The following is a 20,448-nucleotide window of genomic DNA, read 5'->3' as shown; positions in this document are numbered from 1 at the left end:
AATGTCGCTGGTGGAGCCGAGGGGAATCGAACCCCTGACCTCTGCAGTGCGATTGCAGCGCTCTCCCATCTGAGCTACGGCCCCGCGACGGGGCGCTCTTAACGGGACTGGTTGACACTGGCAACGGCTTTTCTGACGATAGGAAATATCTTCGGATAATTGGGGGGAACGATCGATGGCGAAGGCATGGCATCTGGTGCGTCGTCCGCAAGGATTGCCGACGATCGACGATTTTGCGCTGCACGCGCTTCCCGATCTGCCGCTCGAAACCGATCAGCTTCGCGTGCGCAATCACTGGCTGTCGGTCGACCCCTATATGCGCGGCCGGATGAACGATGCCAAAAGCTACGCCGCCTCCTTCCAGCTAGACCAGCCGATGACCGGCGGAGCGATCGGCGAAGTCGTCGAAAGCGCAATGGACGGCTTTGCGCCGGGCGACATCATCCTGCACATGGGCGGCTGGCGCGACGGCGGAACCATCGGGCTGGAGATGACGCCCACCAAGCTGCCTGCCGATCTGCTCGCCGCTGGCATGCCGCCCCAGACCTTTCTCCACAATATGGGGCTGACCGGGGGCACCGCGTGGATCGGCCTTCTCCGCATTGCAGCGGCAAAGCCCGGCGACACGGTTTTCGTGTCCGCCGCCGCAGGCGCCGTTGGCTCGGCGGTGGTCCAGATCGCCAAAGCGCGCGAGATGACGGTTATCGGCTCCGCCGGCGGCGCAGAAAAATGCGGCTGGGTCAAGGATCTGGGAGCCGATGCCGTTGTGGATTACAAGGCGGGCCCGCTGGTCCCCGCGCTCACCGAAGCGCTGGACGGCCTCGGCAAAAGTGGCATCGACGTCTATTTCGACAATGTCGGGGGAGATCATCTCGACGCGGCCTTCGCACTCGCCAATGATTTCGCCCGCTTTGCCATCTGCGGCATGATCGACGTCTATAATGACGGAAAGCCCCAGGAAATGCGCAACCTGATCCGGACGATCCCGGCGCGTATCCGCATGGAGGGCTTTATCTATACCGACCAGTTCTTCGACTGCATGGAAGAATTCTACGCCGACATGGCAGGGCTGATCGCGAGCGGTGCGGTGACGATGCGTGAAACCGTGCGCGACGGGGTCGAAGCGGCGCCCGACGCGTTCCTTGGTTTGTTTTCCGGCGCGAATATCGGAAAGATGCTCGTCCGCGTCTGACGCGAACGCACCGCCGATCCGGGCCCGGTTTTAGCTACCGAAACCGACCGAAAGGAAGCCCGGCATCGGGCCGTTCCAGCCGTCGTCGGGTTCGTCGTCGCGAACCGGCTTCTGGCGCGGCGCATCAGGTGTCTTGCGTTCGGGGGCCCTGGATACGCTGCTTTTGGATTCCGCGCGGGGTGCATCGTCCTTCGATTTCGGTTTCGCACCGCCGCGCCGGCTCTTCTTCGCTTGCGGCGGTTGCTTTTCCTCAATCTCTTCGGTGGGTTCCTGACGCTCGCCGCCCGCAAAGATATCGATCTTGTGGCCGGTCAGCTTCTGGATGTTGTCAACCGCCTCCGCATCGGACGGGCTGACGAGCGTGAAGGCCCGGCCCTTCGCCCCTGCCCGCCCGGTACGTCCGATGCGGTGGACATAGTCGTCGGGATGCCAAGGCGCGTCGAAGTTGAAGACGTGGCTGACGCCCTTCACATCGAGACCCCGGGCCGCGACGTCGGACGCGACGAGGATGTTGATATCGCCCTTTTTGAAGCGATCGAGTTCGGCAATGCGGCTCGACTGATCCATGTCGCCATGGATCTCGCCCGCGCGATAGCGGTAGCGTTGGAGCGATTTGGCGAGCTCACGCACGGTCGTCTTGCGATTGCAGAAGATGATCGCGGTGCTGATATCCTCTTCCTCGAGCAGCCCGCGCAGCGTTTCGCGCTTGCCGCGCTCGCTGGTCTTGACCAGGAACTCGGTAATATTGACGTTGGTGCTCGCTGGCCGCGCGACTTCGATCGTCTTGGGATTCGACAGGAATTTGTCGGCGAGCTTCTTGATCGGCGGCGGCATCGTCGCCGAAAAGAGCAAGGTCTGGCGATTCGCCGGCAGCTTGGTGCAGATATTCTCGATGTCCGGAATGAACCCCATGTCGAGCATCCGGTCCGCCTCGTCGATGACGAGGAGTTCGCAGCCGGTGAGCAATATTTTGCCGCGCTCGAACAGGTCCATCAGGCGGCCGGGCGTCGCGATCAGCACATCGACGCCCCTTTCGAGCGCCTTGATCTGATCGCCCATCTGGACGCCGCCGATGAGCAACGCCATCGAAAGCTTGTGATATTTGCCGTATTTTTCGAAATTCTCGGCCACCTGCGCCGCAAGTTCGCGCGTCGGTTCGAGGATCAGCGAGCGCGGCATCAGCGCGCGGGCGCGGCCATGCGCCAGAATGTCGATCATCGGCAGCACAAAGGATGCTGTCTTGCCGGTGCCCGTTTGCGCGATGCCGATAATGTCGCGCATCATCAGAACCGAAGGGATGGCGCCCGCTTGGATCGGTGTCGGTTCGTCATAGCCCGCTTCGGTCACAGCGCGCAAAAGTTCGTCGGAAAGGCCGATGTCGGCAAATTTCATAAGGTCATCATGTCCGGAAAAATGTTGTAGCACGGCTTCCCACGCCAGCCGTTGCTGCCGCGCCCCTAGGGGAAGTGGCGGTGAAAAGTCAAGAAAAGCCGACCGATCTGGCCGAAAAATCGCGCGCCGCCCCGCTCAGTCGTCGTCGCGCGCCACCGGGACGAGCAAGCGAAACTCGTCTACCTCGCACTTTGCGCCGGTCCGCGCATGAATTTCGTCACGGCCTTTGCACAGCTGCCCGTCCTTGTTTCCCTTCATGTAGAAGCCGGCATAGAAGTCGAGCGCCCGGCAGCCACGGTTCAACTGGGCACGCAGCAACTGCTTCTGGCGGGTGATGAGGTCGATGCTGTCGCGCTGCACCGCCTCCATCCGCACGATGTTCTTCATCGCGACGCAGCGCGGCCCCTTCTTTTCCTTCCAGACCACCTGCGCTTCGCGCGGACGAACGGGCGGTGGCGGCGGCGCGGGGGCTGAGAAATTATTGATCGGACTACGCTGTGCCGGAACACGGATGATGATCTGCTGCTCGATCACGACCTGGAAAAAGCCGACATCAGGGGGAACAATGGCGGGCATGGACGCCTCCACCGGCGGCAGCGTTGCCGCAATGGGCACGTCCGACGCGGGCGCAGCCGCCGCGACCAGTAGGGCCAGCGCCGTCACCATGGATGCGCCCGCTCCGCATCACTGTGCCAGGCCATGGCGTTCACCCGATACTCCCGTTCGCTGCAAAGCCCCACAAGGTGGCAATTCATCTGCCAACCCTCTAACGACCATGATTGAACAGCAAATGAATTGATGTCGACCCCTATTGCGCGCCCGCGCCCCAACGAGACGCACTGCATGACCCAACCGCCCTCCGCCGACCTGCTCAACCACCTCGCCGATCTGCTGGGCCCCAAGGGGTTCACCCGCGATCCCAATGATATGGCACCCTGGCTCACGGATTGGCGCGGCCGTTATCGAGGCCAAGCGGCCGCCATGCTTTCCCCGGTCAATCGTGACGAAGTCGCCGCAGTCGTCAGGCTCTGCGCCGCGGAGCAGGTTGCCATCGTCCCGCAAGGCGGAAACAGCGGCATGGTCGGCGGCGCAACACCCGACGCGACGGGCAACCAGCTTCTGCTCAGCCTGCGGCGCATGAACCGGATCCGTGATATCGACGTCGCCGCCGGATTGGCGATAGTCGAAGCGGGGGTCGTGCTCGAACATCTGCATGGTGCAGCCCTTGCGCACGGACTGCGCTTTCCCTTGACCCTCGGTGGCAAGGGGTCAGCGACGGTCGGCGGGCTGGTTTCGACCAATGCCGGCGGAACGCAGGTGTTACGGTTCGGAACGATGCGGGCGCTGGTCGAAGGCGTTGAGGCGGTTCTGCCCGACGGCGAGATTCTCGACGCGATGGCCCCGCTCAAGAAGGATAATCGCGGCTATGACCTGCGGCATTTGTTCTGCGGCGCCGAGGGCACGATCGGCGTCGTCACCGCCGCGACGCTGCGCCTCGTCCTCGCTGCCGCCGCGCGCTGCACGGCGTGGATCGGCCTTGCTTCGCCCGACGATGCGCTGCGCCTCCTGCGCCGGCTCGACGCCGCGCTCGGTCGCACGCTCGAAGGCTTCGAACTCATCCCCGACGCCTGCCTGCAGGCCGTGCTGCGCCATATTCCGCAGACCCGCGCGCCGCTCGCTGCCTCCGATCCCTGGTATGCGCTCGTCGAGCTGGCCGGTGACGATGGTGATGCGTTGACCGAAGCGCTGGAATCATCGCTGGCAAAGGCACTCGAGGACGGGCTGATCCGTGACGTCGCGATTGCCAAGAGCGAAAGCGAAAGCGAGCAATTCTGGCGCCTGCGCGATTCGATCTCGGAGGCCGAGCGCGCCGAAGGCCCCGCCCTCCAGCATGACGTCAGCGTTCCAGTCGATCGGATGCCGCAGTTCATTGCGGAAAACCCCGCGCGCCTCGATGCCGCATTTCCGGGTACCCGGGCGCTGTCCTTCGGCCATCTTGGCGACGGAAACGTCCACCATCATGTTCAACCGCCAGCGAGCGTCGACGGTCGTGCATGGCTCGCGGCGCATGGTGAGGACGCAAGCCGGATCGTCTACACCCACGTACTCGAACTCGGCGGCTCGATCTCGGCCGAACATGGTATCGGGCAGATGAAGCGCGACATGCTCGCCGAACTCGACAGCCCCGCCCGCCTCGCCGCGCTGCGTGCGGTGAAAGACGGACTCGATCCGCGGGGGCTATTCAATCCCGGCAAGTTGGTCGCCCAGAAGGCGCCCTTGGCCTAACGCCCCTTGCGCCGCGCCGCGCCTGCCAATAAGGCGCGCGATTATTCCTTTCGCCCTCGATCCCTTTGGGGGCGCCAATCCGGAGTTTCATCATGGCCACTGCGCCCGCCAACAACCTGCCGCTTTTCTATGGCGACCTCGTTCCGCTTTCGAGCGTCGATCACGTCGATTTCCACGCCCGTCCACTCGCCGAAGCGAAGTTTCTCGTCGGCCAGCATGCGATTCCGCTGACCGCCGACGAATTCACCTCGGCTTGCCGCTTCTTTCCGATCATCTTTTCGGCTGGCGACAATCCGGTTCCGCTGGCGCTCATGGGCCTCAACGAAGGCGTCAACGTCTTCGTTGACGACGAAGGCAAGCTGAAGAATCCGGTTTATGTTCCGGCCTATATTCGCCGCTACCCCTTCCTTCTCGCGCGCCTCAACCCGGGCAGCGAAGAATTGTCGCTCTGCTTCGACCCGACCTCTGGCGCGGTCGGCAAGTTCGACGAGGGCGACGCCCTGTTCGTTGACGGCCAGCCGAGCGAGCAGACCAAAGCCGTGCTCGATTTCTGCCGCAACTTCGAAGAAGCCGGGCAGCGCACCGGCATGTTGGTCGACGAACTCAAGAAGGCCGACCTGCTGATGGACGGCGAAGTCGCCATCCAGCCCGACGGTTCGGACAAGCCCTTCGTCTATCGCGGTTTCCAGATGGTCGACGAAAACAAGCTGCGCGAACTGCGCGGCGATGTGCTGCGCAAGCTGATGCAGAACGGCACGTTGCCGCTCATCTATGCGCACCTGCTTTCGCTCCAGCTGATGCGCGACATCTTTGCCGAACAGGTAAAAGCTGGCAAGGTGCCGGCAATGACGGACGCCCCCGTCGCCTAAGGAGAACCGATATGGCCACCCTCGCCGATGCCGGATCGACCGCCGACCCGCGCTATACGAAGGTGGCCATATGGCTGCATTGGCTGATCGGCCTTTCGGTCATCGTCAATATCGGCCTTGCGATGCTGACCGAAGGTCTGCCGCGCGAAGCGCACCGCGAAGCGATGAACGTCCACAAGGCGCTGGGGATAACGATCCTCGTGCTGACCGCGCTGCGCATATTGTGGCGCCTCGGCCACAAGCCCCCGCCGCTGCCCGCCGGAACGCCCGCATGGCAGCGTCCGGTCAGCAAGATCCTGCATTTCCTGTTCTATCTGCTGCTGATCCTGCTGCCGCTGTCGGGCTGGGTCTGGATGTCCGCCGCCGATCGGCCGATCGACTTCTTCGGATTGTTCACCGTGCCGTCGATCGCCGCGCCGTCAAAAGCGCTCGCCGACACGCTGCACGAACGGCACGAACTTTTGGGCATCACCATGCTCGTGCTCGTCGTCATCCACATATTGGCGGTGCTGAAGCATCAATATGTCGACCGTACGCGCCTGATGGGCCGGATGAACCCCTTCTGACCTGCGCACGGCGGCCGATCAGAAGTCGATCGCCAGACCCTTCAATTCCCAGTCGCCATAGCGTACCGGGTTGCGGCCGCCGGGCTGCGCCTCCGCGGCGTCTTCGATAATCGGCTGCGGCTTGGGCAGCGGTTCGTTGGTCCAGTTTGCGGGCGGTCTGACATCGCCGGGACGCTTGGTCGCTCGGGGCGTGCCGCCGATGTGGTCGGATTGAGGATCGTGCGCCATGATGGATCCGATATAGGACGTTATGATGAAGAACGCCAATGATAGCCGACCGAAAATGCCCGAGCGCCGCGGACGCCGGCCACGAGGCGGCGAAAGTGAGCCCGCCGGCACCGCGCCGCGCCGCGCCGCCCTGCGCCTGCTCGACGCAGTGCTGCGCCGCGGCGAGGCGCTCGACATTGCGGCGCATGCCGCCACGCAGGGCCTCCCGCCGTCCGATCGGGCCTTTGCCATTGCCATCGCGTCGGAAACGCTGCGCTGGATGGTCGACCTCGATGCGCTGATCGATAGCGCAACGCCCCAGCCGCTACCCGAGGACGTGAAGTCGCGCGCCGTGCTGCGGCTCGCGCTCGCCCAATTGCTCGCGCTCGGCAGTCCGCCGCATGCGGTGGTTGCCACCGCGCTGCCGCTCGTAGCGGGTGGGCCGCGGCGACTGGTTCACGCGCTTCTGTCGCGCGCACAACAAGACGCGTGGAAACTACCCGAGCGCGCGAGCCTGCCGCCCGCGACGGCGGCGCGCTGGCACGATGCCTGGGGCGCCGAGACGGTTGCCGCGGCCGAACATGGCTGGAGCGCACCGCCGCCGATCGACCTGAGCTTTGCAGCCGAGCCCGACGCCGCGGGATGGGCCGAAGCCCGATCGCTCGCACCGCGGCACTATCGCCTGCCGCGGGGCAGCGCGGTCGAAGACCTGCCCGGCTTCCGCGATGGCGGCTGGTGGGTGCAGGATCTTGCCGCCAGCATCCCGGCCCGCCTGCTTGGTCAGGGCAATGGCCGATCGGTGTTCGACCTGTGCGCCGCGCCGGGCGGAAAGACGATGCAGCTCGCGGCGGCGGGCTGGGCGGTGACGGCTGTCGACACCAGCGCGCGCCGGCTCGAACGACTGACCGACAATTTGCGCCGGACGCAGCAGACCGCGGAGATCATTCAGGCTGACATCCGGCGCTGGGAGCCGGACGCACAGGCCGATGCCGTGCTGCTCGACGCCCCCTGTTCGGCAACCGGCATTTTCCGGCGCCATCCCGATGTGCTGCACCGCGTCGAAGACCGGCAGATCGACGAGCTTGCGGCGCTGCAAGGCGAGTTGCTCGCCCGCGCCGCCGGTTGGGTCAAGCCGGGCGGGTCGCTCGTATATGCGACCTGCTCGCTGGAGCGCGCCGAGGGGGAGGAGCAGATCAAGGCGTTTCTGGGCAACAATTCGCAATGGCAGATCGACCCCGTACGGCCTGACGAACTGCCGCAGGGCGTAACGCCGGATGCAATGGGCTGCGTCAGAACCTTGCCGGGGATGCTGGCCGATGTGGGCGGGCTCGACGGCTTTTTCGTGGCGCGGCTGCGCGCTCCGCAGGCTTGACGCGCGTCAGACGAAAACCCCGGCGACGAGCGAACTCGCCAGCCGGAACGCCCGATCGACGCGCCGATTGACGAGGCAGCGCACCACCGTACGCGTCGCGGCCTCCAGCCGCACGCCGCTCGCCAGCCGCTTGCAATAGTCGACGAACTCACTGTCGGCCATGCTGGCGACAGCATAGCGGCGCGCGGCGATGATATCGGTCTCCACCATCCGTCCGATGCCGGGCTTTTTGAGCAGCGCATCGAGATCGGCGAGCGCCGGCAGCCGCGCCATGTCGCGGAAGGGATCGGGGGCGCCCGTCTTGCGCACCAGATGCGCGAGCCGGGCATAGGCGGCCTGTTCGGTCTGCTGCGCGTTGTTGGCGACGCTCATCTGTTCGGGCGACCGGCGATAGAGCAGCAGCGTGTCCGGCAGATTGTCGATATCAGCGATCTCGGAGAGCCGCAGAAAGAGGTCGTAATCCTCGCAATAGCCGAACGCCGGGCGATAGAGCCCGGCCTTTCGCAGCGCATCGGTGCGGAACATCACGGTCGGATTGGCGACCGCAGGCCGCAGTTCGAGTTCGGCGCGCACGTCATCGCAGCCCACCGGTTGCCGGAAATGACCGCTCCGTCGGCGCCCGCCATTGTCGATCTCGACATATTGCCCACCGAGCGCACCGAGTGTCGGCGTGCGATCGAAATGCGCCAGCTGCAGCGCGAAACGGTCGGGCAGCGAGATGTCGTCGGCATCCATACGCGCGACGAAGGGCGTTTCGACCAGCCCAAGCATCCGGTTCATGCTCGCAACGATGCCCTGATTGGACTGGCGAATCAGTCTGATCCGCCGATCGGTCGCCGCCTTGCGCGCGGCGATGTCCCCCGACGCGTCGGTCGAACCGTCATCGACGATGTAAAAGATAAAATCGCCCATCGTCTGGGCCAAAATGCTGTCGATCGCCGCTTCGACGAAGCGTGCCGCATTATACATGGGCATGACGACGCTGAGCCGCGATGCAGACATGTGGACCGACTTTCAAAAAGCCAGTCAGCTGATTGGGGCAACTGCTGGGACGATATCGATTCGCCATTATCCGCGCCCGGCAGGGCCGTCAATTTGGCTTAACCATGTCCCGGCAGCCCCAAATTGGGGCAGGTCGGTGCCGGCCAACCAACGGTCGGCCGGCACCTTGCGCGCTGAATGCGATCAGAAAACCGCCTTCGGGCTTGCTTCCTTCATCATCGCTGCGCGCACCATCGGGATCGGCGGACCGCCGTAGGAAAGGAATTCGTCGTGGAAGGCCTTCCACTTCGTCTTGTCCCCCTTGGTCCAATCCTCGCGCAGCTTGCGGATCATGAGCTTGCCCATCGTGTAGTTGAGATAGAGCGGATCATAAGTACCGCGCGCCGCTTGCTGCCGCGCGTTGCCCTCGTCCTGATAGCATTGCTCCTTGAACAGCTTTTCCGAATCCGCGACCGTCATCCCCTTGGTGTGGAGACCGATCGCCGACAGGTAGCGGCAGTTACGCAAAAGCGCGTTCGACAGCTGGCCGATGTGCGTTTCGGGGTCGCCATCGCCGAGCCCTGCGTCCCACATCATTTCCTCGGTATAATGCGCCCAGCCCTCGGCGAAGGCATAGCCGACGAACAGCTTGCCGAAGATGCTCTCCGCGCGGTTCGAGTGCAGGAAATTGAGGAAGTGACCCGGCCAGACTTCATGGACTGAGGTGAAGAGCAGATCCTTCTTGCCCGGCACGAAGTCGAGCTGCGTCTGCTTGTCCCAGCTCGGGTCGGGCGGCGAGATGTAATAGACCGACGGCAGGCCCTTCTCATAGGGTCCGGGGATGTCGATATAGGCGCTGTTCTGCCGGTTGTAGGGCGGCGATTCCTCCACCTGCGCCTGTTCGGTGCCCGGGATCGATACCAGATCCTTTTCGACGAGGAAGGCGCGCAGCATCGGAAGCTGGCGCCGCGCCTCGGCCACCGGACCATCGGCGGGCTTGTCGGACCCCATCTTCTTCATGCAATCGGCGATCGTCATGCCCGCGGCATAGGTCGCGCACGCGGCCTTCAACGCATCCTGATTGCGCTTGAGGTCGGCCTGGCCGATTCGCTCGAGTTCGTCGAGCGGCGTGTCCACCGCTTCGTTCGTGAGCAGCATCTTCGAAAATTTGTCGGCGCCGAGCGCCCAGCCGTCGGCGCTGCCCGGCTGCGACGCCACATAGGCGGCAAGATCCTTCATCGCCGCGGCCGCCTTGGCCGCAACTTCGTCGAACTGCTTTTGCAGCGCCGGGTCCTTCACATCGGCAAAGGCGGCCTTGGCATCCCCGGTGTAATAGTCGGCAAAGCCACCGAAGCCGGCGCTGCCATATTTGACGAAGGTTGCGGGCATCGGCAGTTTTAGATTGGCCTTGATTTGGGCAGCGGCGGCCGGAACCTTTTCGGCGTAGGAAATGAACGCCTTCATGCGCGTCGCCGGATCGGCATAGGGGCGCGAGATATAGACGTTGGGGTCGAGCTGCCCGACGTAGAAGGCCGGGTTTTTATGCGGGAAATCGGCGTCCTTCAAAAAGAAGAGCTGCCCCTGGGCAACATGGACGAGATAGTCGCGCTCGAATTTCTCGGCATCGCTCATCTTGCCATCGAATGCCTGGGCATCGGCAATCGTCTTTTCGAGGAAAGCGATCTGCTTCTGCAATCCCGCTGCCGACCAGTCGGGAAGCTGACCGTCGAACTCATGCTTGCCCTGATAGACCGCGAAATTGGGATTCAACGGGAAATAGCCAGCAAGAAACTGGTCGCGAAATTCGGTCCAATTGGCGGCAGATCCGGCGGACTGCGGCGTCTTTTCGGCGCTGCATGCGGCAAGCACGAGCAGCGCGCCGGCCATCGCCGCGCCGCCGAAGCGGGCAAATTTACGTGTCATTCGATGCGTCTCCCTTGATCTATGGCGACTGTCTGCCACCGCGTCCAACGGGCTGCACCCGATAATCGACGAACGGCGGCGACAAAGCATGCTGGACAGGCGCCAAAAGACGGTTAGGGCAAATCGCAATGGCCTCCTCCTCCTCCATCGACGGCCCGTCGAAGCCCCCCTCCCCGCTCAGCTTCGCCGATTATCGCTATTACTGGTTCGCGCGCTTCACCGCGGTCATGGCGACGATCGCGATGGTCGTCGTCATCGGCTATCAGCTCTATGATACGGCGCGCTCCAGCTATGGCATGTCGATCAAGGAAGCGTCGTTCCAGCTCGGCTTGCTCGGCCTCGTCCAGTTCATTCCGCTTGCCGTGCTGACCCCCGTCGCAGGTTGGGCCGCCGACCGGTTCGAGCGGCGGCGCGTCGCGATCTTTTCCAACATGATCGACCTGACGATCGCCGCGTCGCTCGGCTGGTTCACCTGGACCGACGGGCTGACGCTTCCGCTGCTTTTCACCCTCGCGGCGCTGCACGGCGTCGCCCGCGTTTTTTCGGGACCGGCGATGAGCGCGATCGCGCCGAATATCGTGCCGCCGGCAGTGCTGCCGCGCGCGATCGCGATGAGCAGCATCGCCTGGCAATCGGCGTCGGTCGTCGGACCGGCGGCGGGCGGCCTGATCTATGCCGTCCATCCCACATCGGTGTATATCTTCGCAGCCGCCTTGCTCGTCCTTTCGGCCTTCACGGTCAGCAGGGTCCGCCCGGTGCTACCGCCGCCCGCTGAAGTGCGCCGGCACCCGCTGCGCGAGATGGTCGACGGGCTGCAGTTCGTCTGGACCGAGCGCTTTCTGCTGGGCACCATCACGCTCGACCTGTTCGCGGTGATCCTGTCGGGCGCGACGGCGATGCTGCCCGTCTATGCCCGCGACATATTGCACACGGGGTCCGAAGGGTTGGGTTTTCTGCGCGCGGCCCCCGCGGTCGGCGCCGCGATCATCGCATTGGGCCTCGCGTGGCGGCCGATCGAGCGCAATGTCGGGGTCAAGATGCTGTGGGCTGTCGCGGCATTCGGCGCCGGGACGGTCGCTTTCGGCTTGTCGACCAACTTCCTGCTGTCGCTCGCGCTGCTCGTGGTCATGGGCGCCGCGGACATGTTCTCGGTCTTCGTGCGCGGGACGCTGATTCAGCTCAACACGCCCGACCATATGCGCGGCCGCGTCAGCGCGGCGTCGGGGCTCGCCATCTCCGCGTCGAACGAATTGGGCGAAATGCGCGCCGGCGCAATGGCGGCGGTGCTTGGCCCGGTGAGTGCGGTGGTCGTAGGCGGCGTCGCGGCGATCGGTGTTACTGCGCTGTGGGCCAGGATATTCCCCGAACTGAGGCACGCCCGGACTTTCGAGGCGCGGTTCGATCCGGCGAATGATTGAGCGCTGTTGATGGCGTTTCGGCGCAAAATCGCCCCGCTTTGTCCAGCACCTATTGTCAATTTATTTAATTGAGTTAAAACGGACGCACCCGTCACCGCGGCTTCCCTTCCCTCTCTCGATGGAACGACCGCCATGCACAGCTCGACAATCCGCCACAAAATTCTGACCATCCCGGGCCTCGACAACAGCGGGCCGGGTCACTGGCAAAGCCTGTGGGAACAGAAATTCCCCGATTGCGAACGCATCGACCTTGGCAATTGGAACGCGCCGACCAACGGCGAATGGGTCCGCCGCATCGCCGACACGATCGCGACCGAGGACGCCCCCGTGCTTGTCGCGGCGCATAGCCTGGGATGCCATGCCTTCGCCCACTGGTTCGCCGGCGCCAGCGCTTTCGCGCGGACGCGGATTGTCGGCGCGCTGCTCGTTGCGCCGCCCGACCTCGCTTTGCTGCGCCGTAGCAATCGCATCATCGGATTCGATGATACCCCGGCCTTTTCGGCTCGAACTCCGATGATCGTGGTTGCAAGCGACAATGATCCCTACGCCAAATCCGCGCATGTCTGGCGCCTGTCGCGCAAGTGGGACGCGCGCTTCGTCAATGCCGGCCCCTTCGGGCATATCAACGCCGACTCGGCGATCGGCGACTGGCCTTATGGACAGTATCTGCTGGCGTCGTTACAACCCGCTCCGACGCCCGCCCTGGCCGACGAAAGGCTGTGGGTCCGCGCCGGAGACTGGCCGAACCGGGTGCGCCGCGATCCGCGCTTCGACTTCAAGGAAAGTGCATAGAGACGATGAAAGCCAATTCTATCCTCGAAACCATCGGCAACACGCCGCACATTCGCGTCGCGAAGCTGTTTCCCGACGCCGAAGTCTGGGTGAAGTCCGAACGCGCCAATCCGGGCGGGTCGATCAAGGATCGCATCGGGCTGGCGATGATCGAAGCGGCCGAGCGCGACGGCAGCCTGAAACCGGGCGGCGTCATCGTCGAGCCGACATCGGGCAACACCGGCATCGGCCTGGCGATGGCCGCCGCGGTCAAGGGGTACAAGCTGATCCTCGTCATGCCCGAAAGCATGTCGCTCGAACGCCGGCGCCTCATGCTGGCCTATGGCGCGACCTTCGATCTGACGCCGCGCGAAAAGGGCATGAAGGGCGCCATCGAGCGGGCGATCGAACTGGTCGAGACCACCCCCGGTGCCTGGATGCCGCAGCAGTTTGAGAACGAGGCGAACATCGACGTCCATGTCCGGACCACCGGCCCCGAAATCCTGAACGATTTCAAGGACACGCCGATCGACGCGCTGATTACCGGCGTCGGCACCGGCGGACACATTACCGGCGTTGCGCAATTCTTGAAACAGCATTGGCCCAATCTGAAGGTCTATGCCGTCGAACCCGTTGCTTCGCCGGTCATCTCGGGCGGCCAGCCTGCTCCGCATCCGATCCAGGGCATCGGTGCCGGCTTCATCCCGCGTAACCTGCATACCGATCTGCTCGACGGCGTGATCCAGGTCGATGCCGCCGATGCGAAGGAGATGGCGCGGCGCTCGGCGACCGAGGAAGGGATGCTCGTCGGCATCTCGTCGGGCGCGACGCTGGCGGCGATCAAGCAGAAGCTCGCCGAGCTTCCGGCGGGCAGCCGCGTCCTCGGCTTCAACTATGACACCGGCGAGCGCTATCTGTCGGTGCCCGACTTCCTGCCGGAGATCTGAGCAGCAGCCATGCTCCCAATGGAGCATCCGGATACGACGCAGAACCCGCGCGAATGGCGCGGCTGGCTGTTCGCGCTTTTGAGCTTTGCGGCGATTGCGGCGGTGCTGCATTTCAGCGGACAGACGAGCCGCCCGCTGCCGGTGATGCCGCACCCCGTTGCGCCGCCCGCCAACGTCGTGCCCGACGTCCAGCCGATGGAGTTCGCCCCGGTTACCGAGCAGGACGCGCGTGCCGAAAATGCGCGCATAGCATTTGTGACCAAGGGCTTCGTTGCAGCGCGCCCATTCGTCTATCCCGGCGCGAGCAAGGCACGCGACCGCGCCCGCGACTGCATGGCAGCGGCGATGCTTTACGAGGCCGGCGACGATAGCAAGGGACAGCTTGCGGTCGGTCAGGTTGTCATCAACCGCGTCCGCCATCCCGCCTTCCCCAAGACGATCTGCGGCGTCGTATTCCAGGGATCGGAGCGCACCACGGGCTGTCAGTTCACCTTCACCTGCGACGGCGCGCTCAATCGCCGCTATCCGGATGCCGCATGGGCGCGCGCACGCAGCAATGCCGATCGCATGCTCGCCGGACTGATCGATCCGAAAGTCGGGCTGGCGACGCATTATCACACCGACTGGGTGCGCCCCTATTGGAGCGACAGTCTGGAAAAGATCGCGAGCGAAGGCACGCACCTCTTTTTCCGCTGGCCCGGTTTCTGGGGAACGCCCGGCGCGTTCCGCGGCGCGGTGTCGGCGAACGACGCGCCGATTGCGAAGATGGCGGGCCTGTCCCCCGCCCATGCGCTTGCCCTCGCGCCGCCAAGCGATCTTGCCGACGCCGCCGCCAGCATTGGCCCGGTCAAGTTGGTAACGGGCGCCGGAGACGCGGTCGGGCGCGATACCATCTATGTCCAGCTCGACCGCCGCGCGACACCCGAAAGTTTCGTCACGCTCGCGCTGCGTCTTTGCGGCGAACGCCCCTATTGCAAGTTCATGGGCTGGACCAACCCGGTAATGAAGCCCGACAGCGATGCGATGAACGATATGCAGCGCGCGGCGATGAGCTTTTCCTATCTGCGCGACGAAAAATCGGGCTTTGAAAAGGCGCTGTGGAACTGCAGCGAATATGCGCGCGACGACACGCGGCAGTGCATGAAGCGTTGAGCGAAGCGATCCAGCCTGCTTCAATCAACCCCGGATCACTTCGCTCGCAGTGCTGCAGCCCGTTTGAAGGCTCCAGCGCTCAACCATGCGGGCGGATCAGATATTTCTCGCCCGTGCGCTTGGCATTATAGGCGTTCGCGACGTCGAGGTTGAGCGCATCGGCCAGCGAAATCTGGTGGCTGTAATGGCTCTTGAAGGTCGTCGTCAGCTCGTCGACGACACGCTGACGCATTCGCATCGCCGTCTCCATCCCCGCCTTTTGCAGGAAGGGCGTGAGCAGGAAGCCCGAGAGCGACCAGCTGAAGCCGAAGCTGCGGTTGAGCAGCGTCGGGCCGAGGTCGAGCGCGCCGTAGATATAGACCTGTTTGAAAGTGTCCGAGCCATAGCGGCTGTAGCTCGTCATGCGCTTGACCGCCGCCGCTTCCATCGCGGCGAGAATCTGGCCCGCAAGCTTGCCGCCGCCGATCGCATCGAAGCCGATCGTGGCGCCGGTTTCGGTGATCGCGGCGACGAGTTGGTCGACGAAATCATCGTCGCTGCTATTCACGATATGCGTCGCACCGATGCCCTTCAGCAATTCGACCTGCGCCGCGCTGCGCACGATATTGACCAGCGGGATATTGTCCTTGGCGCAGATCTTGACGAGCATCTGGCCGAGGTTCGACGCCGCGGCGGTGTGGACGATCGCGCTATGCCCCTCCATCCGCATCGTTTCGGTGAAAGCAAGGCTGGTGAGCGGATTGACGAAGCAGGAGGCCCCATCGACCGGATCGGTGCCGTCGGGCAGCGGCATCGTCATCTGAATTGGAAGGCAGCGATATTCGGCATACATCTCGCCGCCAAGCAGCGCGACGGTCTTGCCCATCAGCGCCTGCGCCTCGGGCGAGGACCCCGCCTTGACGACGACGCCGCACCCTTCGTTGCCGATCGGGAGCGCATCGCCGATCCGGCTCGCCATCGCGCGCATGCCGGGCGGCGGAATATCGGCCGTGATCATCGGCAAGTCGTTGCGGGTGCCGGCGCGCGCGCTGCTCATGTCGGCACCGCCGAACAGCAGGCCGAGATCGGACGGATTGATCGGGGTGGTGAGAACCTTCACCAGCACCTCGTGCGGCTTGGGCTCGGGCATCGGGCGGCGTTCGAAATAGACTTCGAGTTCGCCCTCCGGCTTGGCGAGCGTCAGCATCGTCAGATTGGTTTCGGGCAAATCGGTCATCGCACGTCTCCCTTGGCGTAATTTGGTTTCTCGATGCAACGGGTTAGGGCGAAGGGCGCCCGCTGGCAATGCCGCCCGGATCAGCCGGACGAATATTCCGACGCGAGGCGCAGCACCTCGTCTGCCAGTTCGCGGCGGCAGATGAGCAGGTCGGGCAGATAGGTATCGGCATTGTTGTAGCGCAGCGGCGAGCCATCGACGCGGCTGACGTGCAGCCCCGCAGCCTGCGCAACCGCAACGGGCGCGCAATTGTCCCATTCATATTGGCCGCCGGTGTGCAGATAGATGTCGGCCTCGCCGCGCACCACGGCCATGGCCTTCGCTCCGGCCGAGCCCATCGCAAGCAGTTCCGCGCCCATCCGTTCGGCGACCTGAACCGCCTCCGCAGCAGGGCGGGTGCGGCTGACAAGCATCCGCAGCGGCTCGTTGGCAGGCGCCAATTCGGCGGGTACGCCCGAGGTCAGCGTCAGCCCGAGCCCTGGCAACGCGACCGCGCCGACGCTGGCGACGCCATCGACCGCAAGCGCGACGTGCACCGCCCAGTCGGACCGGCCCTCGCCATATTCGCGCGTGCCGTCGAGCGGATCGACGATCCAAACCCGGCGGCTGGCGAGGCGCACCGGATTGTCCTTTTCCTCTTCGGACAAAAGCGCGTCGTCGGGACGCGCCGCGCGAAGCTCGCGGCAGAGCATCGCGTTCGCAGCCTCGTCACCCGCCTGCCCCAGCGCCTTGCCCGTGAGGTCGCCCGCTGCGCGCAGGTCGAGCAGGATGCGGCCGGCGGCATCGGCGAGCCGCGTCGCCAATTGTTCGTCATTCTCGGTCATGGCTGCGTGCCAGAGCCCTCGCCGCCGCGTTCGTCAAGCCCTTCGGTTCCCGTATCGCGCGGCGTCTTGTCCATGCCCCAGGTTACCCGGCTCCACGCGCGTTCGTGGACATAATAGAGCAGCATCTTGGTCAGCACTTCGGTGCTCGCAATTGCGCCGGCGGCCTTCACATTGGCGGTGAAGATGTAGCTGAGGATGAAGGTGTCGATGCTGCCCAGAGCGCGCCAGCTGACCGCCTTGGCGAAAGATCGGCTGTGCGCCTCGCGGCCCCGGAACAGCAGCACCGGTTAGCCCAGCAGCCGTTCGACGATGAGGTCGGCGGCCTCCTCTGCCGTCATCGCGGTCGTGTCGATGCGAACCTCCGGCGCCTCGGGCGCCTCGTAAGGGCTGTCGATGCCGGTGAAATTCTTGAGCTGACCCGCCCGTGCCTTCTTGTAGAGGCCCTTGACGTCGCGCCGTTCCGCCTCGGCCAGCGGGGTGTCGATGAATATTTCAAGAAACTCGCCCTCGGGCAGCATCGCGCGCACCATTTCGCGCTCGGCGCGGAAGGGCGAGATGAAGGCGGTGATGACGATCAGCCCGGCGTCGGTCATCAGCTTGGCAACCTCGCCGACGCGGCGGATATTCTCGATCCGGTCGGCTTCGGTGAAGCCCAGATCCTTGTTGAGCCCGTGGCGGACGTTGTCGCCGTCGAGCAGGAAGCTGTGCCGGTTCATCCGGTGCAGCTTCTTCTCGACAAGGTTCGCGATCGTCGATTTGCCCGACCCCGACAAGCCGGTAAACCACAGCAGCGCCGGCCGCTGGTTCTTGAGGTTCGCGCGCATGTCGCGATCGATGTCGCCGGCCTGCCAATGGACATTCTGTGCCCGGCGCAAGCTGAAGTGCAGCATCCCGGCGGCCACCGTCGCGTTGGTCAGCTTGTCTATTAGGATGAAGCCGCCGAGCGTCTTGTTGTCGGCATAGGCTTCGAAGGTGATGGGCTTGTCGGTCGACACCTCGACCACCCCGATCCCGTTCAAGTCGAGCGTCTTTGCCGCCAGCCGGTCGAGCGTGTTGACGTTGATCTCGTACTTCGGCGCCTGGACGGTCGCCGAAACGCTCTGCGTCGCGAGCTTCAGCCAATAGGCGCGGCCGGGTATCATCGCCTCGTCGGCCATCCAGACGAGCGTCGCTTCGAACTGGTCGGCGGTTTCGGGGGGCGCATCTGCGGTCGCGATGACATCGCCGCGCGAACAATCGACGTCGTCCGCCAGCGTCAGCGTCACCGACTGGCCCGCGACTGCTTCATTCAGATCGCCATCAAGCGTAACGATCCGGTCGATCGTCGTCGTCTTCCCGCTCGGCAGGATACGGACGGCGTCGCCCGGCTTGACCTTGCCGCTTGCAAGCTGGCCCGAAAAGCCCCGGAAATCCAGATTCGGGCGGTTGACCCATTGAACGGGCATCCGGAAAGGCTTGGCTTGGTCGGCGGTGCCGCCGATCTCGACCGTTTCAAGATGGTCGACCAGCGCCGGCCCCTTGAACCAGGGCGTGTTCGCCGATAGCGCGGTGATATTGTCGCCCTTAAAGCCCGAGATGGGAATGGCGGTGAAATTGGTGATACCGATCTCGCTCGCAAAGGCACGATAGGCGAGCGTGATGCGATCGAAGACCGCCTTGTCATAGCCGACAAGGTCCATCTTGTTCACCGCAAGCACGATATGCCGGATGCCGAGCAGGTGCGCGAGGAAGCTGTGGCGGCGCGTCTGCGTCAGCACGCCCTTGCGCGCATCGACGAGGATCACGGCAAGGTCGGCGGTCGACGCGCCGGTGACCATGTTGCGCGTATATTGCTCGTGCCCCGGCGTGTCGGCGACGATGAACTTGCGCTTTTCGGTCGTGAAAAAACGATAGGCGACGTCGATCGTGATGCCCTGCTCGCGCTCGGCGGCAAGCCCATCGACGAGCAGCGCGAAATCGATCTCACCGCCCTGCGTACCGACGCGCTTGCTGTCGGCCTCGAGCGCGGCGAGTTGATCCTCGAAGATCATCTTGCTGTCGTAGAGCAGGCGTCCGATCAGCGTCGATTTGCCGTCATCGACGCTGCCGCAGGTGATGAAGCGGAGCAGCGACTTCCGCTCGTGACTCGCGAGATAGGCGTCGATATCCTCGGCGATCAGAGCGTCGGTGACATAGATGGGGTCGGTCATATTCTTACTTCGTCATTCCCGCGACAGCGGGAATCCCGCTTCGTCCGTTGATACAGAAAGAGGCCCCCGCCTTCGCGGGGGTTGACCCTTCGTCAATCTGAAGATTGACGCGGCGGGTCAAAAATACCCCTCCTGCTTCTTCTTCTCCATCGACGCATCGCCGCCATCCTTGTCGATGATGCGTCCCTGCCGTTCGCTGGTCGTCGCCAACAGCATTTCCTGGATGACTTGGCTGAGCGTCGTCGCCTCGCTTTCGACCGCCCCGGTGAGCGGATAGCAGCCGAGGGTGCGGAAACGCACCGAGCGCATCACCGGCTCTTCACCGTCGCGTAGCGGGAAGCGGTCGTCATCGACCATCAGCAACAGCCCGTCGCGTATCACCGTCGGTCGGGGCGCGGCGAAATAGAGCGGCACGATCGGGATATTCTCGCGCGCGATATATTGCCAGATGTCGAGTTCGGTCCAGTTGGAGATCGGAAAGACCCGGATGCTTTCCCCCTTCGCCTTGCGCGCATTGTAGAGATTCCACAGCTCGGGGCGCTGCTGCTTGGGATCCCAGCCGTGACTCGCCGTGCGGAAGGAAAAGATGCGCTCCTTCGCGCGGCTCTTTTCCTCGTCGCGCCGCGCACCGCCGAAGGCCACGTCGAATCCGTGAAGGTCGAGCGCCTGCTTGAGCCCTTCGGTCTTCCACATGTCGGTATGCAGCGGCCCATGGTCGAACGGATTGATCCCGCGCGCCTTCGCCTCGGGGTTCTGATGGACGATCAGGTCCATGCCCGATTCCGCGGCCATGCGGTCGCGCAGTTCGTACATCGCGCGGAACTTCCACGTGGTATCGACGTGGAGCAGCGGAAAGGGCGGCGGCGAGGGATAGAAAGCCTTGCGCGCGAGATGCAGCATCACCGCGCTGTCCTTGCCGACCGAATAGAGCATCACGGGGTTGACGGCGTCGGCCATCACTTCGCGCATGATGTGGATGCTCTCGGCCTCGAGACGGTCCAGATGGGTAAGCGTGTCGATCATGCCCCGCCCTTGCCGACCCCCATGGCGGCACGCAAGCTGTATGGCCTTTTCGCCTTGCAAGCCAGACTTGTCCGCTGCGCTTCAAACCGCGCCCGCTTCCTGCTAGTCGCATCCGAAACC

Annotated in this window: 19 protein-coding genes and 1 tRNA gene; 9 read left to right on the top strand and 11 right to left on the bottom strand. The window is 64.2% G+C overall.

Going from position 1 to position 20,448, the window contains the following annotated elements; genetic code table 11:
* Positions 1–8 precede the first annotated feature (8 nt).
* Positions 9–84: transfer RNA gene (locus AOA14_RS15090), tRNA-Ala, on the bottom strand.
* 91 nt (positions 85–175) lie between these two features.
* Here AOA14_RS15090 and AOA14_RS15085 point away from each other — a divergent pair.
* Complete coding sequence (locus AOA14_RS15085; protein WP_082819950.1) at positions 176–1,192, top strand: NADP-dependent oxidoreductase; 1,017 nt, start codon at positions 176–178, stop codon at positions 1,190–1,192.
* Between the two features lie 30 nt (positions 1,193–1,222).
* Here AOA14_RS15085 and AOA14_RS15080 read toward each other — a convergent pair whose 3' ends face one another.
* Both AOA14_RS15080 and AOA14_RS15075 read right to left on the bottom strand, forming a co-directional pair.
* Positions 1,223–2,584 carry a DEAD/DEAH box helicase gene (locus tag AOA14_RS15080; protein ID WP_062902391.1) on the bottom strand — a complete coding sequence of 454 codons (1,362 nt, stop codon included), beginning with the start codon at positions 2,582–2,584 and terminating at the stop codon, positions 1,223–1,225.
* 135 nt (positions 2,585–2,719) lie between these two features.
* Positions 2,720–3,250, bottom strand: coding sequence for a hypothetical protein (locus tag AOA14_RS15075; RefSeq protein WP_062902390.1), 531 nt, complete (start codon positions 3,248–3,250; stop codon positions 2,720–2,722).
* Positions 3,251–3,427: 177 nt separating this feature from the next.
* Here AOA14_RS15075 and AOA14_RS15070 point away from each other — a divergent pair, with 177 nt between their 5' ends.
* The 3 genes from AOA14_RS15070 to AOA14_RS15060 all read left to right on the top strand — a co-directional run bounded on the left by AOA14_RS15070 (position 3,428) and on the right by AOA14_RS15060 (position 6,305).
* The gene (locus AOA14_RS15070; protein WP_062902389.1) at positions 3,428–4,870 is read left to right on the top strand and encodes an FAD-binding oxidoreductase; all 1,443 of its coding nucleotides are present in this window, start codon (positions 3,428–3,430) and stop codon (positions 4,868–4,870) included.
* A gap of 92 nt (positions 4,871–4,962) precedes the next feature.
* The gene (locus tag AOA14_RS15065) at positions 4,963–5,739 is read left to right on the top strand and encodes a SapC family protein (RefSeq protein ID WP_003051455.1); all 777 of its coding nucleotides are present in this window, start codon (positions 4,963–4,965) and stop codon (positions 5,737–5,739) included.
* 11 nt (positions 5,740–5,750) lie between these two features.
* Complete coding sequence (locus tag AOA14_RS15060; protein ID WP_058811671.1) at positions 5,751–6,305, top strand: cytochrome b; 555 nt, start codon at positions 5,751–5,753, stop codon at positions 6,303–6,305.
* Between the two features lie 18 nt (positions 6,306–6,323).
* On the opposite strand, the gene AOA14_RS15055 is transcribed toward AOA14_RS15060, so the two are convergent.
* Positions 6,324–6,533, bottom strand: a complete 210-nt coding sequence (locus AOA14_RS15055) for a DUF1674 domain-containing protein (protein ID WP_062903200.1) — start codon at positions 6,531–6,533, stop codon at positions 6,324–6,326.
* A 55-nt stretch (positions 6,534–6,588) separates the two neighbouring features.
* Between AOA14_RS15055 and AOA14_RS15050 the strand changes: the two genes are divergently transcribed.
* The gene (locus tag AOA14_RS15050; protein ID WP_062902388.1) at positions 6,589–7,884 is read left to right on the top strand and encodes an RsmB/NOP family class I SAM-dependent RNA methyltransferase; all 1,296 of its coding nucleotides are present in this window, start codon (positions 6,589–6,591) and stop codon (positions 7,882–7,884) included.
* 6 nt (positions 7,885–7,890) lie between these two features.
* Here the strand turns inward: AOA14_RS15050 and AOA14_RS15045 are convergent, their stop codons facing one another.
* Positions 7,891–8,886 (bottom strand): glycosyltransferase family 2 protein, encoded by a 996-nt coding sequence (locus tag AOA14_RS15045; protein WP_062902387.1) that lies wholly within the window; start codon positions 8,884–8,886, stop codon positions 7,891–7,893.
* A 183-nt stretch (positions 8,887–9,069) separates the two neighbouring features.
* A complete protein-coding gene (locus tag AOA14_RS15040; RefSeq protein ID WP_202988279.1) occupies positions 9,070–10,788 on the bottom strand; it encodes a DUF885 domain-containing protein in 1,719 nt (572 codons plus the stop codon).
* A 128-nt stretch (positions 10,789–10,916) separates the two neighbouring features.
* Between AOA14_RS15040 and AOA14_RS15035 the strand changes: the two genes are divergently transcribed.
* The 4 genes from AOA14_RS15035 (at position 10,917) to AOA14_RS15020 (ending at position 15,076) form a co-directional block, all read left to right on the top strand.
* Complete coding sequence (locus AOA14_RS15035; RefSeq protein ID WP_062902386.1) at positions 10,917–12,206, top strand: MFS transporter; 1,290 nt, start codon at positions 10,917–10,919, stop codon at positions 12,204–12,206.
* A 132-nt stretch (positions 12,207–12,338) separates the two neighbouring features.
* The gene (locus AOA14_RS15030) at positions 12,339–12,998 is read left to right on the top strand and encodes an RBBP9/YdeN family alpha/beta hydrolase (protein ID WP_062902385.1); all 660 of its coding nucleotides are present in this window, start codon (positions 12,339–12,341) and stop codon (positions 12,996–12,998) included.
* Positions 12,999–13,003: 5 nt separating this feature from the next.
* Positions 13,004–13,924 carry a cysteine synthase A gene (gene cysK, locus AOA14_RS15025; protein ID WP_003051422.1) on the top strand — a complete coding sequence of 307 codons (921 nt, stop codon included), beginning with the start codon at positions 13,004–13,006 and terminating at the stop codon, positions 13,922–13,924.
* Between the two features lie 18 nt (positions 13,925–13,942).
* Complete coding sequence (locus tag AOA14_RS15020; protein ID WP_062902384.1) at positions 13,943–15,076, top strand: cell wall hydrolase; 1,134 nt, start codon at positions 13,943–13,945, stop codon at positions 15,074–15,076.
* 79 nt (positions 15,077–15,155) lie between these two features.
* Here AOA14_RS15020 and AOA14_RS15015 read toward each other — a convergent pair whose 3' ends face one another.
* From AOA14_RS15015 to cysD, 5 genes are all read right to left on the bottom strand, one after another.
* Positions 15,156–16,292: a zinc-binding dehydrogenase gene (locus AOA14_RS15015; protein ID WP_062902383.1), complete on the bottom strand. Its 1,137-nt coding sequence runs from the start codon at positions 16,290–16,292 to the stop codon at positions 15,156–15,158.
* 80 nt (positions 16,293–16,372) lie between these two features.
* Complete coding sequence (locus AOA14_RS15010) at positions 16,373–17,116, bottom strand: 3'(2'),5'-bisphosphate nucleotidase CysQ (protein WP_062902382.1); 744 nt, start codon at positions 17,114–17,116, stop codon at positions 16,373–16,375.
* Positions 17,113–17,400, bottom strand: coding sequence for a DUF2061 domain-containing protein (locus AOA14_RS15005; RefSeq protein ID WP_062902381.1), 288 nt, complete (start codon positions 17,398–17,400; stop codon positions 17,113–17,115). Before AOA14_RS15005 ends, AOA14_RS15010 begins: the two co-directional genes overlap by 4 nt.
* A gap of 3 nt (positions 17,401–17,403) precedes the next feature.
* Positions 17,404–19,305, bottom strand: a complete 1,902-nt coding sequence (gene cysN / locus AOA14_RS15000; RefSeq protein ID WP_062902380.1) for a sulfate adenylyltransferase subunit CysN — start codon at positions 19,303–19,305, stop codon at positions 17,404–17,406.
* A 117-nt stretch (positions 19,306–19,422) separates the two neighbouring features.
* Positions 19,423–20,328 carry a sulfate adenylyltransferase subunit CysD gene (cysD, locus tag AOA14_RS14995; RefSeq protein WP_062902379.1) on the bottom strand — a complete coding sequence of 302 codons (906 nt, stop codon included), beginning with the start codon at positions 20,326–20,328 and terminating at the stop codon, positions 19,423–19,425.
* Positions 20,329–20,448: the final 120 nt, after the last annotated feature.

Source organism: Sphingopyxis terrae subsp. terrae NBRC 15098 (assembly GCF_001610975.1).
Classification (GTDB): domain Bacteria; phylum Pseudomonadota; class Alphaproteobacteria; order Sphingomonadales; family Sphingomonadaceae; genus Sphingopyxis; species Sphingopyxis terrae_A.
This window is presented reverse-complemented; position numbering and strand designations above follow the sequence as displayed.

What these genes read in the sequence shown, in the direction of transcription:
- AOA14_RS15085 (WP_082819950.1), top strand. Translation starts at nt 176, where the DNA reads ATGGCGAAGGCATGGCATCTGGTGCGTCGTCCGCAAGGATTGCCGACG.
- AOA14_RS15080 (WP_062902391.1), bottom strand. Translation starts at nt 2,584, where the DNA reads ATGAAATTTGCCGACATCGGCCTTTCCGACGAACTTTTGCGCGCTGTG.
- AOA14_RS15075 (WP_062902390.1), bottom strand. Translation starts at nt 3,250, where the DNA reads ATGGTGACGGCGCTGGCCCTACTGGTCGCGGCGGCTGCGCCCGCGTCG.
- AOA14_RS15070 (WP_062902389.1), top strand. Translation starts at nt 3,428, where the DNA reads ATGACCCAACCGCCCTCCGCCGACCTGCTCAACCACCTCGCCGATCTG.
- AOA14_RS15065 (WP_003051455.1), top strand. Translation starts at nt 4,963, where the DNA reads ATGGCCACTGCGCCCGCCAACAACCTGCCGCTTTTCTATGGCGACCTC.
- AOA14_RS15060 (WP_058811671.1), top strand. Translation starts at nt 5,751, where the DNA reads ATGGCCACCCTCGCCGATGCCGGATCGACCGCCGACCCGCGCTATACG.
- AOA14_RS15055 (WP_062903200.1), bottom strand. Translation starts at nt 6,533, where the DNA reads ATGGCGCACGATCCTCAATCCGACCACATCGGCGGCACGCCCCGAGCG.
- AOA14_RS15050 (WP_062902388.1), top strand. Translation starts at nt 6,589, where the DNA reads ATGCCCGAGCGCCGCGGACGCCGGCCACGAGGCGGCGAAAGTGAGCCC.
- AOA14_RS15045 (WP_062902387.1), bottom strand. Translation starts at nt 8,886, where the DNA reads ATGTCTGCATCGCGGCTCAGCGTCGTCATGCCCATGTATAATGCGGCA.
- AOA14_RS15040 (WP_202988279.1), bottom strand. Translation starts at nt 10,788, where the DNA reads ATGACACGTAAATTTGCCCGCTTCGGCGGCGCGGCGATGGCCGGCGCG.
- AOA14_RS15035 (WP_062902386.1), top strand. Translation starts at nt 10,917, where the DNA reads ATGGCCTCCTCCTCCTCCATCGACGGCCCGTCGAAGCCCCCCTCCCCG.
- AOA14_RS15030 (WP_062902385.1), top strand. Translation starts at nt 12,339, where the DNA reads ATGCACAGCTCGACAATCCGCCACAAAATTCTGACCATCCCGGGCCTC.
- cysK (WP_003051422.1), top strand. Translation starts at nt 13,004, where the DNA reads ATGAAAGCCAATTCTATCCTCGAAACCATCGGCAACACGCCGCACATT.
- AOA14_RS15020 (WP_062902384.1), top strand. Translation starts at nt 13,943, where the DNA reads ATGGAGCATCCGGATACGACGCAGAACCCGCGCGAATGGCGCGGCTGG.
- AOA14_RS15015 (WP_062902383.1), bottom strand. Translation starts at nt 16,292, where the DNA reads ATGACCGATTTGCCCGAAACCAATCTGACGATGCTGACGCTCGCCAAG.
- AOA14_RS15010 (WP_062902382.1), bottom strand. Translation starts at nt 17,116, where the DNA reads ATGACCGAGAATGACGAACAATTGGCGACGCGGCTCGCCGATGCCGCC.
- cysN (WP_062902380.1), bottom strand. Translation starts at nt 19,305, where the DNA reads ATGACCGACCCCATCTATGTCACCGACGCTCTGATCGCCGAGGATATC.
- cysD (WP_062902379.1), bottom strand. Translation starts at nt 20,328, where the DNA reads ATGATCGACACGCTTACCCATCTGGACCGTCTCGAGGCCGAGAGCATC.